The following is a 20,691-nucleotide window of genomic DNA, read 5'->3' as shown; positions in this document are numbered from 1 at the left end:
ACTCAGTCTGGCATCTTCGCATAAAGCTTCGCGTAAAACGTTATTCGACTTCGCGAACATCCACCCGCAGCTCTTTCGGCACTTCGAAGACAATATTCTCTTCGCGCCCTTCCAGCGGGATCGCTTCGCCGCCGCCCAGTTCCTGCAAGCGGACAATAACATTTTGCACCAGGATATCCGGCGCGGAAGCCCCGGCGGTGACACCCACGCAGTTAATGCCTTTTACCCATGCCTCCTGAATATCCGAGGCGTCGTCGATGAGATACGCCGCTTTCCCCATCCGCTGTGCCAGTTCGGCCAGACGGTTAGAGTTAGAGGAGTTTTTCGAACCGACCACCAGCACCACTTCCGCCTGCTCCGCCAGCGCACGCACAGCTTCCTGCCGGTTGGTAGTGGCGTAGCAAATATCGTCTTTGCGCGGGCCGACAATTTGCGGGAAGCGCGCGCGCAGCGCGTCAATCACATCTGACGTATCATCCACGGAGAGCGTAGTTTGCGTCATAAACGACAGTTTACCCGCGTCTTTGATATCCAGCGTGTCGACATCTTCCGGCGATTCGACCAGGTACATTCCCCCTTTCGGGTTGCTGTACTGGCCCATGGTGCCTTCCACTTCCGGATGACCAGCATGACCAATCAGAATCGCTTCTTCGCCACGACGGCTGGCGCGTGCCACTTCCATATGCACTTTGGTGACCAGCGGGCAGGTGGCGTCAAAGACGGTCAAATCGCGGCTTTTCGCTTCGTTACGCACCGCCTGAGAGACGCCGTGGGCGGAGAAAATCAGGATCGCGCCATCCGGCACTTCGCTGATTTGCTCAATAAAGATTGCGCCACGTTCACGCAGGCTATCGACAACATAGCGGTTATGCACCACTTCATGGCGCACATAAATCGGTGCGCCGTAGAGAGCCAGCGCGTTTTCAACAATGCTGATAGCGCGGTCAACGCCGGCGCAAAAACCGCGCGGGTTAGCCAACAGGATCTGCATTTGTTTCCTCCAGTGCCGGATCAACTTCCAGCACGTCGATATCAAAATGAACGGTTCTGCCCGCCAGCGGATGGTTGAAATCGACGGTAATCGAATCGCCGTTGACTTCACGGATCACGCCCGGCATTTCGCTGCCGTCCATTGCGGTAAAGAGCATAATCGCACCGACTTCCGGCTCCCCGGCATCCATAAATTCACGGCGCGAGAAGTACTGAATCAGATCCGGGCTCGGCGTGCCGAATGCGGCGTCTGGCTCCAGAGAAAAGACTTTTTTCTCCCCGGCTTTCAGGCCAAGCAGATGTTGTTCCAGTCCTTCGGAGAGTGAACCGTCGCCAAGGCGAAACAGCGCCGGTTTGCCATTGTTGCGGGTTGACTCGGCAAGAGAGCCATCTTCGAGCTTAAGCGTGAAGTGCACCAGCACCGCGCTATCGCTCTGTACGGATTTAGACATGCAGGTTGCTCTTTATGTTTTCGTGTTGTATTGCCCGGCAGCCTTAGCTTACCGGGCCTACAAAGCGGTTGGCTTATGCTTGTTTCTTGGCGGCCGTTGAGGGAAGGAAACCTTCCAGCACAATCAGTGCCGCGCCAATACAAATTGCAGTATCGGCAAGGTTAAAGGTAGCAAAATGCCAGTCGCCCATATAAAAATCGATCATATCGACGACAAAGCCATGCCACAGACGATCAAACAGATTACCCAGCGCGCCGCCAATAATCAGCGCATAGGCGATATTGTTCAGTTTTTGCGAGGCCTTAGCGCGATACATCAGCACCGCCAGCACCACGCAGATACCGATAGCGATACCCGCGAAGAACCAGCGTTGCCAGCCGCCGCTGTCCGCCAGAAAACTGAATGCCGCGCCATAATTACGCGCGTAGTGCAAATTAAGCGACGGGAACAGCGACACCGTATCCCCCAGAGCAAAGTTCTGGAGGATCAGGTATTTGCTGCCCAGATCGATAATCAGCACGACCACCACCAGCCACAGCCAGCGCAGCCCTGTTGAAGAGATCGATTTACTCATCAGGCAAACTTACGTTTTTCGCCGTCACCGGCGACGTTGCTTACACAGCGTCCGCAAATATCTGCGTGTTCCGCCACCTGACCGACATCGGTGGTGTAATGCCAGCAGCGCGGGCATTTCTCACCTTCGGCTTTGCTCAATGCGACTTTCAGCCCTTTGAGCAGCTCGCTCTGCTGTGCATCCGCAGAAGCGCTGGCATAATCCGCAACTTTCGCGCCGGAGGTCAACAGGACAAATCGCAATTCCGTGCCCAGCGCCGTCAGCTTCGCGGCCAGTTCCTGCTCGGCAAACAGCGTCACCGCCGCCTCCAGCGACCCACCAACTTTCTTGTCGGCGCGCGCCTGCTCGATAACTTTGTTCACTTCGCCACGCACTTTCAGCAGCTCGTCCCAGAACGCATCGTTCATCGCTTCGCTGTCAGCCAGGCCAAACAGACCTTCATACCATTCGCCGGTGAACACATATTTCTCGCGGGAACCTGGCAGATAACCCCAGATCTCATCGGCGGTGAAAGACATGATCGGCGCCATCCAGCGCACCAGTGCTTCACAGATGTGATACAGCGCGGTCTGGCAGCTACGGCGCGCCACGCTGTCCGCTTTCGCGGTGTACTGGCGGTCTTTAATGATGTCGAGATAGAACGACCCCATTTCGATAGAGCAGAAGCGCATCAGACGCTGTACCACTTCATGGAAGTCATAGGATTCGTAGGCTTTAACAATGTCTTCTTGTGCTGCTTTCGCGCAGCCGACAGCCCAGCGATCCAGCACCACCATCTCTTCCGGTTTCACCATGTCTTTTGCCGGATCGAAACCGTTCAGGTTCGCCAGCAGGAAGCGCGCGGTGTTACGGATACGGCGATAGCTGTCGGCAGCACGTTTCAGGATCTCATCGGAAACCGCCATCTCACCGGTGTAGTCGGTAGAGGCCACCCACAGACGCAGAATATCCGCGCCGAGTTTGTTCATCACTTCCTGCGGTGAAACGGTGTTACCGATGGATTTGGACATTTTGCGTCCCTGACCATCAACGGTGAAGCCGTGCGTTAACACCTGGCGGTACGGCGCTTTGCCTTTCATCGCTGTGGAGATCATCAGCGAGGACATAAACCAGCCGCGATGCTGATCCGAACCTTCCAGATACATATCTGCTGCATGACCGGCGAACTCCGGGCGCACATCGACAACAGAGGCGTGGGTTGAGCCGGAGTCAAACCAGACGTCCAGCGTATCCGGCACTTTCACATAGTTGTCGGCATCGTCACCCATGATGTCGCGCGGGTCGAGATCCCACCATGCCTGAATGCCGTCAACTTCAACGCGTTTGGCGACGGCTTCAATCAATTCCAGCGTGCGCGGGTGCAGCTCTTCGGTGTCTTTATGCACGAACAGCGACATCGGCACACCCCAGGTGCGCTGACGGGAAATACACCAGTCCGGGCGGTTAGCAACCATCGATTCGATACGCGCCTGGCCCCAGTCCGGGATCCACTGCACACCTTTGATTTCACTCAGCGACTGCGCACGCAGCCCTTTCTGATCCATGCTAACGAACCACTGCGGCGTCGCACGGAAGATGATCGGCGACTTGTGACGCCAGCAGCACGGGTAGCTGTGCTGCATTTTTTCAACGTGCAGTAGCGCGCCTTTTTCAGTCAGCAGCGCCACGATGAGATCGTTCGCTTTAAAGACGTTAACGCCATCCAGCGTCGGATAAGTCCCCGGCAGATATGTACCATCCGGGCCAACCGGGTTGGCGATTTCCAGACCGTATTTCAGGCTAATGGTATAGTCATCCGGGCCGTGACCACCCGCGGTATGCACCGCGCCGGTACCGGCTTCCAGCGTAACGTGATCGCCGAGGATCGCCGGAACATCGAAGTCGAGGAACGGGTGCTTAAAGCGCATCAGTTCCAGTTCGGAACCTTTTACCGTACCCAGCACCGAATAATCACCAACGCCGATGCGTTTCATCACGCTATCGACCAGATCTTTCGCCAGGATCAGCGCCTGACCGTCAATCTGCACCAGCGCATAGTCAAACTCCGGAGAGAGAGAAATGGCGCGGTTCGCAGGCAGCGTCCATGGCGTGGTGGTCCAGATAACCAGCGAGATTGGACCATTAACGGTTGCGGCACCAAACTTCGCTTTCACTGCGTCCTGGTCGACGGCGTGGAACGCGACATCAATAGACGGAGAGGTTTTGTCGTAGTACTCCACTTCCGCTTCCGCCAGTGCGGAACGGCAGTCGACGCACCAGTGCACCGGTTTGGCACCTTTCAGCAGATGCCCGTTGCCAATGATTTTACCGAGCGCGCGAATGATATTGGCTTCGGTTTTGAAATCCATGGTCAGGTAAGGGTGCGACCAGTCGCCCAATACGCCAAGACGGATAAAGTCTTTACGCTGACCATCAACCTGCGTGGCGGCGTATTCGCGGCATTTGGCGCGGAATTCGGCGGCGGTAAACTTCTCACCCGGTTTGCCATATTCCTGCTCTACTTTCAGCTCGATCGGCAAACCATGGCAATCCCAACCCGGAACATAAGGCGAGTCAAATCCTGCGAGTCCTTTGGACTTCACAATAATGTCTTTGAGAATTTTGTTAACCGAGTGACCAATATGAATGCTGCCATTCGCATATGGAGGGCCATCATGCAGAATGAAGGTTTTTTTGCCTTTTTTCGCCGCACGGATGATGCCGTACAGGTCATCATCAGTCCAACGCGCCAGCATTCCCGGTTCGCGCTTGGCGAGATCGCCGCGCATCGGGAACCCTGTTTCCGGCAAATTCAGGGTAGATTTATAGTCACTCATCAGATTCTCGGTTCCGTATTTCGGTTTGATTAATACCACCAGGCCTTAAGAAGCCGGTTTAGATAGCCCAAAAAAGTCGCGGGCCGCTACCTCATCTCGGGCGATTTGCGCTTTTAGCTCGTCAAGCGAGGCAAATCGCTGTTCGTTGCGTAATTTTTTACGCAGTACTACATCTATATGGCGCCCGTAGAGGTCCATTACAACGTCAAGCAAATGCACTTCCAGTTGCTGGCGCACACCCGCGACTGTTGGGCGAGTGCCAATGTTGGCAACGCCGGGAAGGACAGCATCGCCCAGTCCAGCCACTTCGACCGCATACACCCCTTTGACCGGGGAGACCTGACGGCGCAGCGGTAAGTTCGCCGTCGGGAAACCAATGGTGCGCCCCAGCTCATCACCGTGCACAACGCGCCCGGAAATGGTAAAGGGGTGACCCAGTAAATTTGCAGCCAGTTCCAGGTTATCTTCCGCCAGCGCTTGCCGCACTGCCGTGCTGCTAACGCGCACGCCGCCCTGGCAGAAGGTTTGCGTGCTGGTGACGCTGAAACCGTACTTTTCACCGGCCTTCTGTAATAACAAGAAATCCCCCTGGCGACCAGCGCCAAAACGGAAATCATCGCCGACTGCGAGGAATTTCACTCCAAGGCGTTCCACCAGCAAATCGCTGACAAACGTTTGTGCAGTGAGCGCCGCAAAACGGCGAGCGAAGCGCACGCAGAGTACGTAGTCCACACCGCAATCGGCCAGCAAGCGCAGCTTTTCGCGCAGGCGGGTCAGCCGCGCAGGGGCTTTTTCCCCGGCGAACAATTCCAGCGGCTGCGGCTCAAAAATCATCACGACCACCGGCAGGCCACGGGCACGCCCTTCAGCGCCAAGCCCTTGTAATAGCGCCTGATGGCCACGATGCACACCATCGAAATTACCAATAGTCAGCACACACCCATGCGGTGCCTGGCTGAGATTATGTATGCCGCGTATCAGCTTCATGTCTGGCTCAAAACAGTGAAAATCGTCGGATTATACCTTGTACAGCGGGCGACGTTAACCGACGATTGCCTTAACAGCGCAGAAAGGAGAAGGATTTCATCGGGCTGCCTGCCTGTGCCATGAAAATCTGCCTTAGATAACGATTTTTCTGGCGGAAAAGCTGTATTCGCGACACGCAAGCTGTTAGAATCCTGCGCCATCAATACGTAACGAGCGTTGTACTTTAACGGCGCTTATTTGCACAAATCCATTGACAAAAGAAGGCGAAAAGGGCATATTCCCCGGCCTTTGAATTGTCCATATAGATCATATTTGGGAGTTGGACCTTGGCTAATATCAAATCAGCTAAGAAGCGCGCCGTTCAGTCTGAAAAGGCTCGCAAGCACAACGCTAGCCGCCGTTCAATGATGCGTACTTTCATCAAGAAAGTATACGCAGCAATTGAAGCTGGCGACAAAGCCGCTGCGCAGAATGCATTTAACGAAATGCAACCGATCGTGGATCGTCAGGCCGCTAAAGGTCTGATCCACAAAAACAAAGCAGCGCGTCATAAGGCTAACCTGACCGCGCAGATCAACAAACTGGCTTAATCGCTACATTGTTGGCTTTGTGAAAAAACCCGCTTCGGCGGGTTTTTTTATTTCTGCACTGGCGTAAAAAGCGCGGAGTAATCCCGATTGCAGATGCGCTGTACCGCCGGATGCTGGATCATTCGTTCTGCGAAAATGGCGTGGTACTCCTCCATCACGTTTTCCACCCGACCAATTTCTACCATGCGATCGTCCGCATAGAAGTCATCCGCATATGACGTCGGTGCAACAAAGATGGCGTTATGCGCCGCGCCAAAGGCTTTCATCAGCGCCGCATCGTCAAACTCACCCAATATTTCTACCTGCAATCCCTGGGCGTTAAACCAGTTCAGCAACTTACGTCCGAGCATTGAACGTCGACCAGGTATTAACAAGCGTCTTTCTTCCAGGCAAGCCGGAAACGGTTTTTTGAGCGATGAATCGCTGCACCAGAAACTGACGTTGCACTCGCCAATTTTTACCGAAAACAGCCCTTCCTGCTGCGTAGAGTCGATAGGGCAATCGGAGATAATCATATCAAGTTGATGCTGGCTCAACTGTTCCAGCAGCAGTTCATGGGTGGACTCAAAGCAGCGCAAGTGAATCTGCTCCCCTTCCTGCACAACCGCATCAAGAATACCGCTTACCAGCCTTTTCGAGAGCGCATCGGCGATGCCGACATCAAACAGCAGGTTCGACTCTTTGCGGTAATTAATGATGTCGAGCATCTCCTGGCTCAGGGTGAACATTTTGTCGGCGTAACGGAAAACCAGCGCGCCCAGCTCGGTGGGTTCCAGCCCTCTTCCTTTACGCTTGAAAAGCTTGCCCTGTAAACGATCTTCGAGCGCTTTGATCTGCCCGGTGATGGTTTGTGGCGTCAGAAAGAGCGCCTCCGCCGCACCAACGACGGAGCCTTCCCGATAGACATGCCAGAAGTAATAGAGATGATTGTAATTTATGTACGACATCGTCCTTTGTCCTGTTCGCCATCAGGCACGGATAATACGCGTACGCAGCAGACAATAACCTGTTATCGCCGAGATAATAGAACCCGTCAGGATCCCAAGCTTGCTCCAGGCAACCATCTCTGCATGCGCGTCGCCAAAGGCCAGTGAGGAGATAAATATCGACATGGTAAAGCCGATACCGCACAGCACGCCGACCGCCATAATTTGTTTGAACACCGCGCCCTGCGGCAATCTTGCCAGTTTCAAACGCAGCGCCAGCCAGCAAAACAGCGAGATCCCAAGCGGCTTGCCGATAACCAAACCGGCGATAATACCCAATGGCAAAATATCTCCCAGCCCGGACAACGACATTCCATGTAATGAGACACCCGCGTTAGCGAATGCGAACAACGGCAGGATCAGCCAGCCAACCCACGGGTTAATCGCGTCCACCAATTGGTGTAACGGTGAAACACCCTTTTCTTCGCGTAGTGGGACAAAGAAACCGACAACCACACCCGCGAGTGTCGCATGCACACCGGATTTCAGCACCGCTGTCCACAAGACAACGCCGACCAACATGTAAAGACCAATGCGTCGAATATTCAACGCATTCATGATAGCAAGGACAACAATCGCGCCGGCGGCTACGCCCAGCGCCAGCGTTGAGAGGTCGCTGGTATAGAACAACGCGATAATAATAATCGCGCCCAGATCATCAATGATTGCCAACGCCATCAAAAACACTTTCAACACAGGCGGAACCCGGTTGCCCAACAAGGCCAGCACCCCGAGAGCGAAGGCGATATCGGTAGCGGTGGGAATGGCCCAACCGTGGCTCGCCAGGGGGTTATCGTGGTTAAACAGCAAAAAGATCAGCGCCGGAGCCACCATGCCGCCGAGTGCAGCAATTACCGGGAATACAGCCTGCTGGCGGCTGGCGAGCGTGCCCTGAACCAGTTCATATTTCACCTCCAGACCGACCATCAGGAAAAAGATTGCCATCAACGCATCGTTGATCCACAGCAGCATATCTTTTTTGATCTCCAGCGAGCCGACTTTCAGCTCAACAGGTGTTTGCAGAAAAGAGCTGTATAAATCCTGCGTAGCACCGAGGTTGGCGCACAGCATCGCCAGCGCCGCCGCAATGATCAGCACAATGCCACCCGAGGCATCGCTGCTAAAGAAGCGTTGCAATAATTTCATCTTGTTCTCCGATCCCTGTAACGTCGTGGCGGCTATCTTACTCCGCTCTAATCCTCGACAAAATCAGATTATTGTTGCTGATAAACTCTCTTTTTCCGAGCAATTGAAAAGCGGATAAAAAAAGCCCGGCAGAAGCCGGGCCTGATAACGCATCATGAAGAAGACTTAACGGGTTAAATCGTCAAAGAATTTCTTCACGCCGTCGAAGAAGCTTTTGGAACGCGGGCTATTATTTTCGCCTGTCGGGCCGCCAAAGCTATCCTGCAGATCTTTCAGCAGCTGTTTCTGCTTGTCGTTCAGGCCGACCGGCGTTTCTACAACCACGCGACACAGCAAATCGCCCTGTGCGCCGCCGCGAACGGATTTCACCCCTTTGCCGCGCATACGGAACAGTTTGCCCGTCTGGGTTTCGGTCGGTACTTTCAGCTTCACGCGACCATCCAGCGTCGGCACTTCGATTTCACCGCCCAGCGCCGCCATGGCAAAGTTGATCGGCACTTCGCAGTACAAGTTGTTGCCTTCACGTTCAAAGATCGGGTGCTGTTTTACTTGCACCTGAACGTACAGATCGCCTGCCGGTGCACCGTGTTCACCCGCTTCACCTTCACCACTCAGACGAATGCGATCGCCAGTATCCACGCCTGCCGGGATTTTAACGGACAGGGTTTTGGATTTTTCGACGCGGCCATGACCATGACATTTGTTGCATGGATCTTTAATCAGCGTACCCCGACCCTGACAGTGCGGACAGGTCTGCTGCACGGCAAAAAAGCCCTGGCGCATCTGCACCTGGCCGGAACCGTGACAGGTCGGACAGGTCTGCGGCTGCGTACCCGCTTTCGCGCCACTGCCGTGGCACACGTCGCACTCTTCAAGCGTAGGAATGCGGATCTCTTTCGTGACGCCACGAACCGCTTCTTCCAGCGTCAAATCCATGTTGTAGCGCAAATCCGCGCCGCGCGCCGCGCGCTGACGACCACGGCCACCGCCGAAGATATCGCCAAACACGTCGCCGAAAATATCGCTGAAGTCCGCGCCGCCGCCAAAACCGCCGCCGCCGAACCCACCCCCGCCCATGCCACCTTGTTCAAACGCCGCATGACCGTACTGATCGTAAGCCGCACGTTTTTGGGCATCGGTCAGGACTTCGTAGGCTTCTTTAATTTCTTTGAATTTGGCTTCGGCCTCTTTATCGCCCTGATTGCGGTCCGGGTGATATTTCATGGCCAGGCGTTTATACGCCTTTTTGATTTCACGCTCTTCCGCTGTTTTCGGAACGCCTAAAATCTCGTAATAGTCTTGCTTCGCCATCGGTTTATCTGCCCCTTAACATACGAGCACGGGCGTGGAGAAAACCCCGACGCCCGTGCTGGTTATCTACCCTGCATCAGGGCGATTATTTTTTGTCTTTTACTTCTTCAAACTCGGCGTCAACAACATCGTCGTCTTTCGCGTTGTTCGCAGAAGCATCAGCGCCCGCCTGCTGCTGCGCGTGCTGTTGCTGTGCGATTTCCAGCAGTTTCTGGGAAGCCTGCGCCAGCGCCTGCATTTTCGCTTCGATGTCAGCCTTGTCTTCGCCTTTCAGCGCCGTTTCCAGCTCGCTCAGCGCAGCGTCGATAGCAGTTTTGTCTTCAGCTGGCAGCTTATCGCCTGCTTCTTCAACCTGCTTACGGGTGCTGTGCAGCAGATGGTCTGCCTGGTTACGGGTCTGCACCAGTTCTTCAAATTTACGGTCAGCTTCAGCGTTTGCTTCAGCATCGCGTACCATTTTCTGGATTTCATCTTCGTTCAGACCAGAAGAAGCCTTGATGGTGATCTTCTGCTCGCGGTTGGTATTTTTGTCTTTCGCAGACACGTGCAAAATACCATCAGCGTCGATATCGAAGGTAACTTCAATCTGCGGCATACCGCGCGGTGCCGGGTTGATACCATCGAGGTTGAACTGACCCAGCGATTTGTTATCAGACGCACGTTTACGCTCACCCTGCAGCACATGGATGGTTACCGCAGACTGGTTGTCTTCCGCAGTAGAGAACACCTGGCTGTGCTTGGTCGGGATAGTGGTGTTTTTGTTGATCAGCGCAGTCATTACGCCGCCCATGGTTTCGATACCCAGCGACAGCGGGGTAACGTCCAGCAGCAGAACGTCTTTCACTTCACCAGTCAGAACACCGCCCTGCACCGCAGCACCGATAGCAACGGCTTCGTCCGGGTTAACGTCTTTACGCGGCTCTTTACCGAAGAACTCAGCCACTTTTTTCTGCACCATCGGCATACGCGTCTGGCCACCGACCAGGATCACGTCGTTGATGTCAGATACGGACAGACCCGCATCCTGCAGCGCAACTTTCAGCGGCTCGATGGAACGGTTAACCAGGTCTTCAACCAGGCTTTCCAGTTTCGCGCGAGTCACTTTGATATTCATGTGTTTCGGACCGGTCGCATCTGCAGTGATATACGGCAGGTTCACGTCAGTCTGCTGCGCGGAAGAGAGCTCAATTTTCGCTTTTTCTGCCGCTTCTTTCAGACGCTGCATCGCCAGCGGATCGTTACGCAGATCGATACCCTGATCTTTCTTGAACTCTTCTACCAGGTAGTTGATCAGACGGCTGTCGAAGTCTTCACCACCCAAGTGGGTATCACCGTTGGTTGCCAGAACTTCGAAGGTTTTTTCGCCATCAACTTCATCGATTTCGATGATAGAGATATCGAAAGTACCGCCACCCAAGTCATATACCGCAATAGTACGGTTGCCGGTTTCTTTATCCAGACCGTACGCCAGCGCTGCCGCTGTCGGTTCGTTGATAATACGTTTAACTTCCAGGCCTGCGATACGGCCGGCATCTTTAGTTGCCTGACGCTGCGCATCGTTAAAGTAAGCCGGAACGGTGATAACAGCTTCAGTTACCGGTTCACCCAGGTAATCTTCAGCGGTTTTCTTCATTTTTTTCAGCACTTCCGCAGAGATCTGCGGCGGCGCCATTTTGGTGCCTTTTACATCAATCCACGCATCGCCGTTGTCGGCTGCGATGATTTTGTACGGCATGATAGATTCGTCACGCTGGACTTCCTCGTCCTGGAAGCGACGGCCAATCAGGCGTTTGATCGCAAACAAGGTGTTTTGCGGGTTCGTCACTGCCTGACGTTTAGCCGGCTGACCTACCAGAGTTTCGCCATCCTGTGTGTAAGCGATAATAGAAGGCGTGGTGCGATCGCCCTCGGCGTTCTCCAGCACACGAGCCTGAGCGCCATCCATAATGGCTACACAAGAGTTGGTTGTCCCAAGGTCGATACCAATAATTTTACCCATCTAAACGTCTCCACTAAAAATTCGTCATCATGTGGTTGTGAACCTGTAATAAGGGCGAAACGTGCGGTTTCAACTACCCTGTATTGTTTTTTTTCAGGCTCACACACTGCGGTTGACTACAAGATGGGGTCGCAAGCTCGCGCATCAAGGGGGAGCGGTAAAAAATTTTTTAATTTACACCTGTTCAGATCATAGACAGGTTCAATGGCGCTATTTATGATGCCGCGCCCCGCCTCCTCAATACCGACGCGGGGCTTTCATTTTCCCTTTTCATATTGATTTATTTTGAGGAATTATGGGCAACACTAAGTTGGCTAATCCGGCTCCGCTGGGCTTAATGGGCTTCGGCATGACCACTATTCTGCTTAACCTGCACAATATTGGTTTGTTCCCGATGGATGTCATTATCCTGGCGATGGGCATTTTCTATGGTGGTATCGCACAAATTTTTGCCGGCCTGCTTGAGTATAAAAAAGGCAACACATTCGGTTTGACCGCGTTCACCTCCTACGGCTCTTTCTGGTTGACGCTGGTAGCGATTCTGCTGTTCCCGAAAATGGGGCTGGCAGATGCAACAAACGGCCACTTCCTGGGCGTTTATTTAGGCATCTGGGGCGTATTCACACTGTTTATGTTCTTCGGCACCCTGAAAGGTGTACGCGCGCTGCAATTCGTCTTCCTGAGCCTGACGGTGCTGTTCGCGCTGCTGGCAATTGGCCACCTGGCTGATAACGAAGGCATTGTTCACGTTGCAGGCTGGATCGGTCTGGTATGTGGTGCCAGCGCAATCTATCTGGCGATGGGCGAAGTGCTGAACGAACAGTTCGAACGCACCGTACTGCCAATTGGCGAGAAGCACTAATTTCTCCGCGCATGGATAAAACAAAACGGAGCCATTTGGCTCCGTTTTTTTATGATTGCTGTACCGCCCCTTCAGTCACGTTATCCTGGTGATGAAGATCCTGACGCAGCAAAATCCCCAATCCCAGGCCAAGCAGCGACAGCGCCAGCACATACCATGCGGGAGCCATCGGCGAAACGCCCATCAGCATCGTAACGGCAATAGGCGTCAGCCCGCCGAAAATGGCGTACGAAACATTATAAGAGAATGAAATACCGGTGAAACGCACTTCTGCCGGGAAGGCACGCACCATGACGTAGGGCACCGCGCCCACCACACCAACGCATAAACCCACCACGCCATACAAAATAAACAGTTGTTCAGGATGGCTACCGACCAGGTGATAGAAAAACCAGCTGGAACAGGCCAGCAGAATGCTGCCAACGATGAAGGTACGGCTGGCACCAAATTTGTCCACCAGCAGCCCGGCCGCAAGGCAACCAAAACAGAGCATCACGGTGGCGATACTGTTCGCCTGCAGCGTCAGCGCTGGTGCGATGCCATACTGTTTTTGTAGCCAAACCGGCGACATTAGGATCACTACCACAATCCCGGCGGACAATAGCCAGGTCAGCAGCATCGAAACCACCACCGCTTTTTTATGTTTCATTACCACGGATTTGACCGGCAACTCCTGCGCCAGCGCTTTTCGCTGCTGGAGCTCAAGGAAAATCGGCGTTTCCTGTAACCAGCGACGCAAGTACATAGCCACCAGACCAAACGCCCCGCCCAACAGGAACGGAATACGCCAGCCGCCATCGTGAATAGCCTGCTGCGTCATGCTGGTATTCACCAGCGTAGCGACCACGGAACCGAGCAAAATGCCTACCGTCAGCCCCGCTGTCAGTGTCCCGCAGGCAATACCAATACGGCGAGCCGGAACATGTTCGGCCACAAAAACCCAGGCACCAGGCACTTCACCACCAATCGCCGCGCCTTGCAGCACACGCATGAACAGCAGCAGCAACGGCGCAACAATGCCTATCGAGGCATAGGTCGGCAGCAAACCAATCGCCAGCGTCGGCAGCGCCATTAGCAGGATACTGAGCGTAAACATCTTCTTGCGCCCGACCAAATCGCCAAAGTGCGCCATCACAATGCCGCCAAGCGGACGAGCCAAGTAACCTGCGGCAAAAATGCCAAAAGTCTGCACCTGGCGCAGCCATTCCGGGATATCAGCAGGGAAAAAGAGTTCACCGACGACGGCGGCAAAGAAGACGAAAATGATGAAATCGTAGAACTCCAGCGCACCACCCAGCGCAGCCAGCGTCAGCGTTTTATAGTCTTGTCTGTTCAGAGGGCGTGTATAAGTTGACATAGCAAACCGTTTGTAAAGAGGAAGTGTTAATTTAATTATTACGGATTCTGTAAATTAAAAATTACTATACCGTAAATAAATCAACACTCCATACACGGCACTGCTTATCTCAGAAAAGAATTTTTTTTAGGATAATATTTCACGCCTTGCGCTTTTAGGCCTAAATGATGCTACTACTTGCGGATCCGTTTCGACGTATGGCCCATCCAGCAACTGTACACAATACGGTACACTGGCAAAAATACCTGGCACTTTCACTGTACCATCTTCATCTTTAAGCCCTTCCAGCGTTTCTTTTATCGATTTCGGCTGACCGGGCAAATTGAGGATCAGCGCCTGCTTGCGGATCACGCCGACCTGGCGGGAAAGGATCGCGGTCGGCACAAAATTGAGGCTGATTTGCCGCATCTGTTCGCCAAACCCGGGCATTTCGCGATCGGCTACCGCCAGCGTCGCATCCGGTGTTACATCGCGGCGCGCAGGCCCGGTTCCGCCAGTGGTCAGCACCAGATGGCAACTCATTTCATCCACCAGCTCGCACAGGGTTTGTTCGATGATGCTTTGCTCATCGGGGATCAGGCGGGTTTCAATCTGAAAAGGGGTTGTCAGGGCACTTGCCAGCCACGCTTCCAGTGCGGGCAAACCTTTGTCCTGATAAACGCCGCTGGAGGCGCGATCGGAAACCGAAACTAAACCAATGCGTAGTGTGTCCATATTCATTCCGTGCAAAAAAAACAATTTAACGAAATGATACACGCTGAGGGGAAAGGCAAACAGAGCAGAGAGAAGAAGCGTGACCGGGAACCCGGCCACGCCTGATGATTACAGCAGATCGCCGATCATTTTTTCCAGTTTTTCCTGGTCAACGGCAAACTTACGGATACCGTCCGCCAGTTTATCAACTGCCATCGGATCCTGGTTGTGCTGCCACAGGAATTCCGCTTCGGTGATGCGCTCAGGACGCGCTTTCACTTCGCCGGTGTAAGCGAGTTTACGTTCAATAGTGCCCGCGCTTTCAGACAGTTCTTTCAGCAGTGCTGGCGCGATGGTCAAACGGTCACAGCCCGCCAGCTCAATGATTTCGCCGGTGTTACGGAAGCTTGCGCCCATCACCACGGTTTCATAGCCGTGCTGTTTGTAGTACTGGTAGATTTCCGTGACGGAAACCACGCCCGGATCTTCTGCCGGTGCGTACTCTTTCTTGTCGGTATTGGCTTTGTACCAGTCGAGAATACGACCAACGAACGGAGAGATCAGGAACACGCCAGCTTCTGCACATGCGCGCGCCTGGGCAAAGGAGAACAGCAGCGTCAGGTTACAGTTGATACCCTCTTTTTCCAGCTGTTCTGCAGCGCGGATGCCCTGCCAGGTGGACGCCAGTTTGATCAGGATACGATCGTTGCTGATACCCGCATCGTTGTACATTTTGATCAGGCGTTTTGCTTTCGCGATAGACGCGTCGGTGTCGTAAGAGAGACGCGCATCCACTTCGGTGGAGATACGGCCAGGGATCAGTTTGAGGATTTCCAGACCGATATTCACTGCCAGTCGGTCTGTTGCATCCACAACCTGCTGCGTACGATCGCTGCTCTGGCTGCGCGCCCAGGTTACGGCGTCGTCAATCAGTTTGCGGTATTCCGGGATTTGGGCAGCCCCAAGAATCAGAGAAGGGTTGGTTGTTGCATCCTGCGGCTGGTACAGCTTCATTGCCGCGATATCTCCGGTATCAGCCACGACTGTGGTGTACTGACGCAGAGAGGTCAATTTATCCGTCATGATAATATTTCTCTTTAAACGATACCCTAATACTCCACGCTAAGACCGACGACGCGTTGCTGCGCCTGGCGCATTAACGCAGCCAGCGCACCTGAACGAGAAGTATGACGAGTATACTTGTTAGGGGGATGTAACCGGTCTGCCCATGATGATAACACGACGCCTTGCCAGCGCAACCGCAGACAATGCTCTGAAAATTGTATGGTAAACTCACTCAATTAATTGCCTGCGAAGTGATGAGAACACTCCTGAAGTCACGCCCCAGGCCAACCCCCGGCATCAACAAGAGGAATGTTAATGCCTGAATTTTTCTCCTTCATCAGTGAAATCCTTTGGGGTTCATTGATGGTTTACCTGCTGGCGGCGGCAGGTATCTGGTTTGCGTTCCGCAGCCGGTTTGTCCCCTTCCGTTTCATTCGCGATTTTGGCCAAAGTCTGAAAAGCAGCCGTGTTGCACAGCCTGGTGCGCTCTCATCGTATCAGGCGTTATGTCTGAGCCTTGCGACAAGGCTCGGCAGCGGTAACCTGGCGGGCGTGGCGTTTGCACTGACCACCGGCGGCCCGGGGGCGATTTTCTGGATGTGGGTTTCCGCCGTCATCGGCATGATCATTAGCTTTGCCGAATGTTCGCTGGCGCAATTGTACAAAGAGCGAGATGCCAACCAGCAGCTGCGCGGTGGCCCCGCCTGGTATATGGAACGTGGGCTGGGCATGCGCTGGATGGGCGTGCTGTTCGCCCTCTTTTTGCTGCTCACCTACGGACTGGTGTTTAACACTATTCAGTCAACGGCGGTGGCACAGGCCATGCGTTATGCGTGGAACGTTCCTGGGTTTATCAGTGGGATCGTGCTTGCTGCGTGTGCTTTTCTGTTCATGCTCAAAGGGCTTAACAATGTTGCGCGCTTGATGCAGTGGCTGGTGCCGGTAATGGCGCTGGCCTGGATTGTCGTGAGTTTTGGCGTCAGCCTGTGGCATGCCAATCTGCTGCCCACGGTTCTTGTGAACATTGTCAAAAGCGCTTTTGGCTGGCAGGAAGCAGCAACCGGAACCATGGCTTACACCCTGAGCCAAGCCATCACCAGCGGTTTTCAACGTAGCATGCTCGCGAATGAAGCGGGTATGGGATCGTCCCCCAACGCCGCCGCCACTGCGGCATCATGGCCTCCACATCCTGTCGCACAAGGTTTTGTGCAGATGATCGGCGTCGTAACCGATACCTTTCTGGTCTGTACCGCCAGCGCGTTTATTCTGTTGCTCGCGGGAAATGCGCCAGCTACAGGCGCGATCGGCGGAACACAATTGATGCAGCAGGCGATGGTGTCACTGACAGGAAGCTGGGGCGCGGGGTTCGTTGCCGCCATCGTGGCGCTGTTTGCGTTTACGTCGATTGTGGCGAACTACACCTACGCGGAAAACAACTTGATCTTTTTGCGCCGTAATAGCGCAAGGAATATCTGGTTACTGCGCACGGCTGTTTTGCTGATGGTGCTGATGGGTTCGTTTTTCAGCCTGCCGCTAATCTGGCATATCGCCGATGTGATGATGGCGTTGATGGCTATTACCAACCTGACCGCGATCCTGCTGCTTTCGCCAGTGGTGAGACTGCTGGCACGTGATTACCAGCGCCAGCGTAAACTTGGCGTCATGCCGGTCTTTGATCCGAAGCGCTACCCGGAGATCAAACGCCAGCTGGCGCCGGGGAGCTGGGATGACATTACCCGTTCGTAGCGCTAATCGCAACTATCGATCAAGTCTGTTGGTTTTTTTGCTAAAGTCAGCGGAAATTTCTCGCACAGCAAGGACTGAGTATGCTGATTTTGATTTCACCTGCTAAAACGCTCGATTACCAAAGCCCGCTGGCGACCACGCGCTTTACCCAGCCGGAACTGCTGGATCACGCCCAGCAATTAATTAAGACCGCCCGCAAGCTCTCTGCGCCGCAAATCAAAGCGCTGATGGGCATCAGCGATAAACTCGCCGATCTTAACGCGACCCGCTTTCACGACTGGCAGCCTGATTTCACCCCGGAAAATGCGCGCCAGGCGATTCTGGCGTTCAAAGGCGATGTCTACACCGGTCTGCAGGCGGAAACCTTCAGCGAGGCGGATTTCGACTTTGCCCAACAGCATCTGCGCATGCTTTCCGGGTTATACGGCGTGCTGCGCCCGCTGGATCTGATGCAGCCCTATCGTCTGGAGATGGGCATCCGGCTGGAGAACGCCAAAGGTAAGGATCTGTATCAATTCTGGGGCGAGACCATTACCCACAAACTCAACGACGCCATTGCCGCCCAGGGCGACGATATTGTCATCAATCTGGCCTCTGACGAATATTTCCGCTCGGTCAAAACCCAGAAACTGAAAGCCAGGGTAATCAAACCTGTGTTCCTTGATGAGAAGAATGGCAAGTTTAAGGTCATCAGCTTCTACGCCAAAAAAGCACGCGGGTTGATGAGCCGCTACATCATTGAGCAGCGTTTGACGAAACCGGAGCAGTTAACCGGGTTTGATAGCGAAGGGTATTTCTTTGATGAAGAAGCGTCCGCGCAGGACGAAATGGTGTTTAAGCGTCACGAGCAGTAAGCGTTATGTTTCCCCTGCCAGCAGGCAGGGGAAACAGAGACATTACGCTTTGCTCATCATCAACTGACGCAGGGCGGAGAAATCCGCAGGCAACTGATGCGAAAGCAGTGGTAAGTTGGCGCGATCGGCCAGCTCTTTCGGCAGCGGCAGGGTTTCTCCCAGAATCTCCTCAACACTCTCTTTGAACTTCGCCGGATGCGCGGTGCCGAGGAACAGGCCGTACTCGCCCGGTTGCAGCTGATCGCGCAGCGCACGGTAAGCGATGGCAGCATGCGGTTCAGAAATATAGCCCTTGCCTTTCAGCTCGCGGATCGTGGCTTTCGTGGTTTCGTCATCCACCGCTGCATAACCCAGCTCGTTTAAGCGCCAGATCTTACGACGGAACAACTCTTCGACACGCGGCCAGTTATTCGGCTGGCTCACATCCATCGCATTCGACAATGTCGCCTGCGTCGCTTTAGGCTGCCATTGCCCCTCTTTCAGGAAGCGCGGAACCGTGTCATTGGCGTTGGTGGCGGCGATAAAACGCTTGATCGGCAGCCCCAGAGATTTCGCCAGCAAACCGGCGGTCAGATCACCGAAGTTACCGCTCGGCACGGAAACCACCAGTTGATTGCGTGCTTCCTGCGGCAGTTGTGCAACCGCTTCAAAGTAATAACAAATCTGTGCCAGCAGACGGCTGATGTTGATCGAGTTTGCCGAGTTCAAGCCCAGTGCCGTTTTCAGCTCTTCATCATCGAATGCCTGTTTAACCAGTGCCTGGCAGGCATCGAAATCCGCATCGATAGCGACAGTTTCGATATTACCGCCCAATGTACAGAACAGTTTTTCCTGCAGCGGGCTGATTTTGCCCTGCGGATAGAGGATCACCACACGCACGTTCTTCATTCCGTAGAAGGCATGTGCCACCGCAGCGCCCGTATCGCCAGACGTCGCCGTCAGAATGGTCACCGGTTTGTCGCCGCTGATAGCACTCAGCATCTGCGCCATAAAACGCCCGCCGAAATCTTTAAACGCCAGCGTAGGTCCGTGGAAAAGCTCCAGGCAGCCAACGTCGCTCTCCACCGGTTTTACCGGCGCAGGGAAAGCAAACGCGGCACGCACGCGGGCTTCCAGCGCATCCTCAGGAATTTCATCGCCAATAAACGCCGCAAGGATTTTCGCACTGCGGGTGACGAAATCCTGCGCCAGCATCTCATCGACCTCGGTCAGGTTAAATTCCGGCAGATCGTGCGGGAAGAACAGCCCCTGATTTTTGCCAAGCCCCTGGGTGACGGCCTGCGCAAAGCTGACCTGTTCGTTATGATCTTTTAAGTTGTAAAGTTTCATTGGTTATCCCACTACGCGAGCGCCCGCCGTGTCCAGCCGGCAAATATGAACGAAGCCTTCCTGATTTTGCAGATAGTGTTTGCCGAGCCAGTCGGCAACGCGCTGAGCGGTATCCGCCTTGTCGCACAAAGCAAACAGCGTTGGTCCGGAACCCGAGATCCCGCAGGCCAGTGCGCCAATATCCGCCACTGCTTTACGTGCTTCCCCAAACCCCGGCAGCAACTTCATGCGGTACGGTTCGGCAATCACATCTTTCATTAATTTTGCTGCCAGCGCAGGTTGACGGCTGTAGCAAGCATGGATAAAGCCCGCCAGGTGGCGACCATGAGCAATGCAATCCTGACGGCGATATTGCGCTGGCAGAATAGCGCGCGCTTCGGCTGTCGAGACTTTAATGCCTGGATACGCCAAAACCCACAGCCACTCATCAAAGCCTGGCACCTGCTGGCTGATAATGCCGCTTTCCTCGATCATCAATTGCATGCCGCCGAGGTAGCAAGGCGCGACGTTATCGTAATGCACGCTACCGGAGATACGCCCTTCCAGCTCGCCCATCAGCGCCAGCATACGTGTTTCGTTCAGCGGCTTACCGCAGAACTCATTCATGGCGACCAGCGCCGCGACCACCGAACAGGCGCTGGAGCCGAGCCCGGAACCGATCGGCATGTTTTTTTCCAGCGTCATCGCGACGGGTACCTGCTTGCCGATCTCCTGGCAGAACAGTTCCCAGCACTGATAAACGATATTTTCTTTCGGCTCAGTCGGTAATTTACTGGCGAAGCGGCCCACATTCATCAGGCTGAAATGATCGGCCGCTTCCACACTGACATTATCACCCAACAATGTGCCATCCACAGGCGTAACCGCCGCGCCAAGCACATCAAAACCTACGCTCATATTGGCACTGGAGGCCGGAGCATACACCTTCACCATC

18 protein-coding genes are annotated in these 20,691 nt (G+C 54.2%); 4 read left to right on the top strand and 14 right to left on the bottom strand.

The window, feature by feature from the left end; all coding sequences use genetic code 11:
* Window positions 1-40 precede the first annotated feature (40 nt).
* The 5 genes from ispH to ribF form a co-directional block, all read right to left on the bottom strand.
* Window positions 41-991, bottom strand: coding sequence for a 4-hydroxy-3-methylbut-2-enyl diphosphate reductase (gene ispH / locus M8Q36_RS09530; protein ID WP_045509993.1), 951 nt, complete (start codon window positions 989-991; stop codon window positions 41-43).
* On the bottom strand, window positions 972-1,442 hold the full coding sequence (fkpB, locus tag M8Q36_RS09525) for an FKBP-type peptidyl-prolyl cis-trans isomerase (RefSeq protein ID WP_020456500.1): 471 nt from the start codon (window positions 1,440-1,442) through the stop codon (window positions 972-974). The genes ispH and fkpB overlap by 20 nt, the downstream gene beginning before the upstream one ends.
* A gap of 73 nt (window positions 1,443-1,515) precedes the next feature.
* Complete coding sequence (gene lspA, locus M8Q36_RS09520) at window positions 1,516-2,016, bottom strand: signal peptidase II (RefSeq protein WP_086870449.1); 501 nt, start codon at window positions 2,014-2,016, stop codon at window positions 1,516-1,518.
* Window positions 2,016-4,832, bottom strand: coding sequence for an isoleucine--tRNA ligase (ileS, locus tag M8Q36_RS09515; RefSeq protein ID WP_249880728.1), 2,817 nt, complete (start codon window positions 4,830-4,832; stop codon window positions 2,016-2,018). Before ileS ends, lspA begins: the two co-directional genes overlap by 1 nt.
* 45 nt (window positions 4,833-4,877) lie before the next feature.
* Window positions 4,878-5,819, bottom strand: a complete 942-nt coding sequence (ribF, locus tag M8Q36_RS09510; protein ID WP_249880727.1) for a bifunctional riboflavin kinase/FAD synthetase — start codon at window positions 5,817-5,819, stop codon at window positions 4,878-4,880.
* A 326-nt stretch (window positions 5,820-6,145) separates the two neighbouring features.
* Between ribF and rpsT the strand changes: the two genes are divergently transcribed.
* Window positions 6,146-6,409: a 30S ribosomal protein S20 gene (gene rpsT / locus M8Q36_RS09505; RefSeq protein ID WP_003856458.1), complete on the top strand. Its 264-nt coding sequence runs from the start codon at window positions 6,146-6,148 to the stop codon at window positions 6,407-6,409.
* 47 nt (window positions 6,410-6,456) lie between these two features.
* Here the strand turns inward: rpsT and nhaR are convergent, their stop codons facing one another.
* The 4 genes from nhaR to dnaK form a co-directional block, all read right to left on the bottom strand.
* The gene (gene nhaR, locus M8Q36_RS09500) at window positions 6,457-7,356 is read right to left on the bottom strand and encodes a transcriptional activator NhaR (protein WP_249880726.1); all 900 of its coding nucleotides are present in this window, start codon (window positions 7,354-7,356) and stop codon (window positions 6,457-6,459) included.
* A gap of 21 nt (window positions 7,357-7,377) precedes the next feature.
* Window positions 7,378-8,541, bottom strand: coding sequence for a Na+/H+ antiporter NhaA (nhaA, locus tag M8Q36_RS09495; RefSeq protein WP_249880725.1), 1,164 nt, complete (start codon window positions 8,539-8,541; stop codon window positions 7,378-7,380).
* A 165-nt stretch (window positions 8,542-8,706) separates the two neighbouring features.
* A complete protein-coding gene (dnaJ, locus tag M8Q36_RS09490) occupies window positions 8,707-9,852 on the bottom strand; it encodes a molecular chaperone DnaJ (RefSeq protein ID WP_017457872.1) in 1,146 nt (381 codons plus the stop codon).
* A gap of 85 nt (window positions 9,853-9,937) precedes the next feature.
* Window positions 9,938-11,851: a molecular chaperone DnaK gene (gene dnaK, locus M8Q36_RS09485; RefSeq protein WP_097406957.1), complete on the bottom strand. Its 1,914-nt coding sequence runs from the start codon at window positions 11,849-11,851 to the stop codon at window positions 9,938-9,940.
* A gap of 295 nt (window positions 11,852-12,146) precedes the next feature.
* Here dnaK and satP point away from each other — a divergent pair, with 295 nt between their 5' ends.
* Window positions 12,147-12,713, top strand: coding sequence for an acetate uptake transporter (satP, locus tag M8Q36_RS09480; protein ID WP_249880724.1), 567 nt, complete (start codon window positions 12,147-12,149; stop codon window positions 12,711-12,713).
* Window positions 12,714-12,762: 49 nt separating this feature from the next.
* On the opposite strand, the gene M8Q36_RS09475 is transcribed toward satP, so the two are convergent.
* From M8Q36_RS09475 to tal, 3 genes are all read right to left on the bottom strand, one after another.
* Complete coding sequence (locus tag M8Q36_RS09475) at window positions 12,763-14,070, bottom strand: MFS transporter (RefSeq protein WP_249880723.1); 1,308 nt, start codon at window positions 14,068-14,070, stop codon at window positions 12,763-12,765.
* 126 nt (window positions 14,071-14,196) lie between these two features.
* Window positions 14,197-14,784, bottom strand: coding sequence for a molybdopterin adenylyltransferase (mog, locus tag M8Q36_RS09470; protein WP_097406956.1), 588 nt, complete (start codon window positions 14,782-14,784; stop codon window positions 14,197-14,199).
* A 108-nt stretch (window positions 14,785-14,892) separates the two neighbouring features.
* Complete coding sequence (gene tal / locus M8Q36_RS09465; RefSeq protein WP_249880722.1) at window positions 14,893-15,846, bottom strand: transaldolase; 954 nt, start codon at window positions 15,844-15,846, stop codon at window positions 14,893-14,895.
* Window positions 15,847-16,143: 297 nt separating this feature from the next.
* Between tal and M8Q36_RS09460 the strand changes: the two genes are divergently transcribed.
* Together M8Q36_RS09460 and yaaA are read left to right on the top strand one after the other, a co-directional pair.
* Complete coding sequence (locus tag M8Q36_RS09460) at window positions 16,144-17,574, top strand: alanine/glycine:cation symporter family protein (protein WP_249880721.1); 1,431 nt, start codon at window positions 16,144-16,146, stop codon at window positions 17,572-17,574.
* Between the two features lie 80 nt (window positions 17,575-17,654).
* The gene (gene yaaA / locus M8Q36_RS09455) at window positions 17,655-18,428 is read left to right on the top strand and encodes a peroxide stress protein YaaA (RefSeq protein ID WP_249880720.1); all 774 of its coding nucleotides are present in this window, start codon (window positions 17,655-17,657) and stop codon (window positions 18,426-18,428) included.
* A gap of 42 nt (window positions 18,429-18,470) precedes the next feature.
* On the opposite strand, the gene thrC is transcribed toward yaaA, so the two are convergent.
* Together thrC and thrB are read right to left on the bottom strand one after the other, a co-directional pair.
* Window positions 18,471-19,757 (bottom strand): threonine synthase, encoded by a 1,287-nt coding sequence (thrC, locus tag M8Q36_RS09450; protein WP_249880719.1) that lies wholly within the window; start codon window positions 19,755-19,757, stop codon window positions 18,471-18,473.
* A gap of 3 nt (window positions 19,758-19,760) precedes the next feature.
* Complete coding sequence (gene thrB / locus M8Q36_RS09445) at window positions 19,761-20,690, bottom strand: homoserine kinase (protein WP_249880718.1); 930 nt, start codon at window positions 20,688-20,690, stop codon at window positions 19,761-19,763.
* Window position 20,691: the final 1 nt, after the last annotated feature.

It is taken from the genome of Kosakonia sp. R1.Fl, assembly GCF_023516815.1.
Lineage (GTDB): Bacteria > Pseudomonadota > Gammaproteobacteria > Enterobacterales > Enterobacteriaceae > Kosakonia.
The sequence above is the reverse complement of the archived record's forward strand: the minus strand, read 5'-3'. Positions and strand labels throughout refer to the sequence as shown.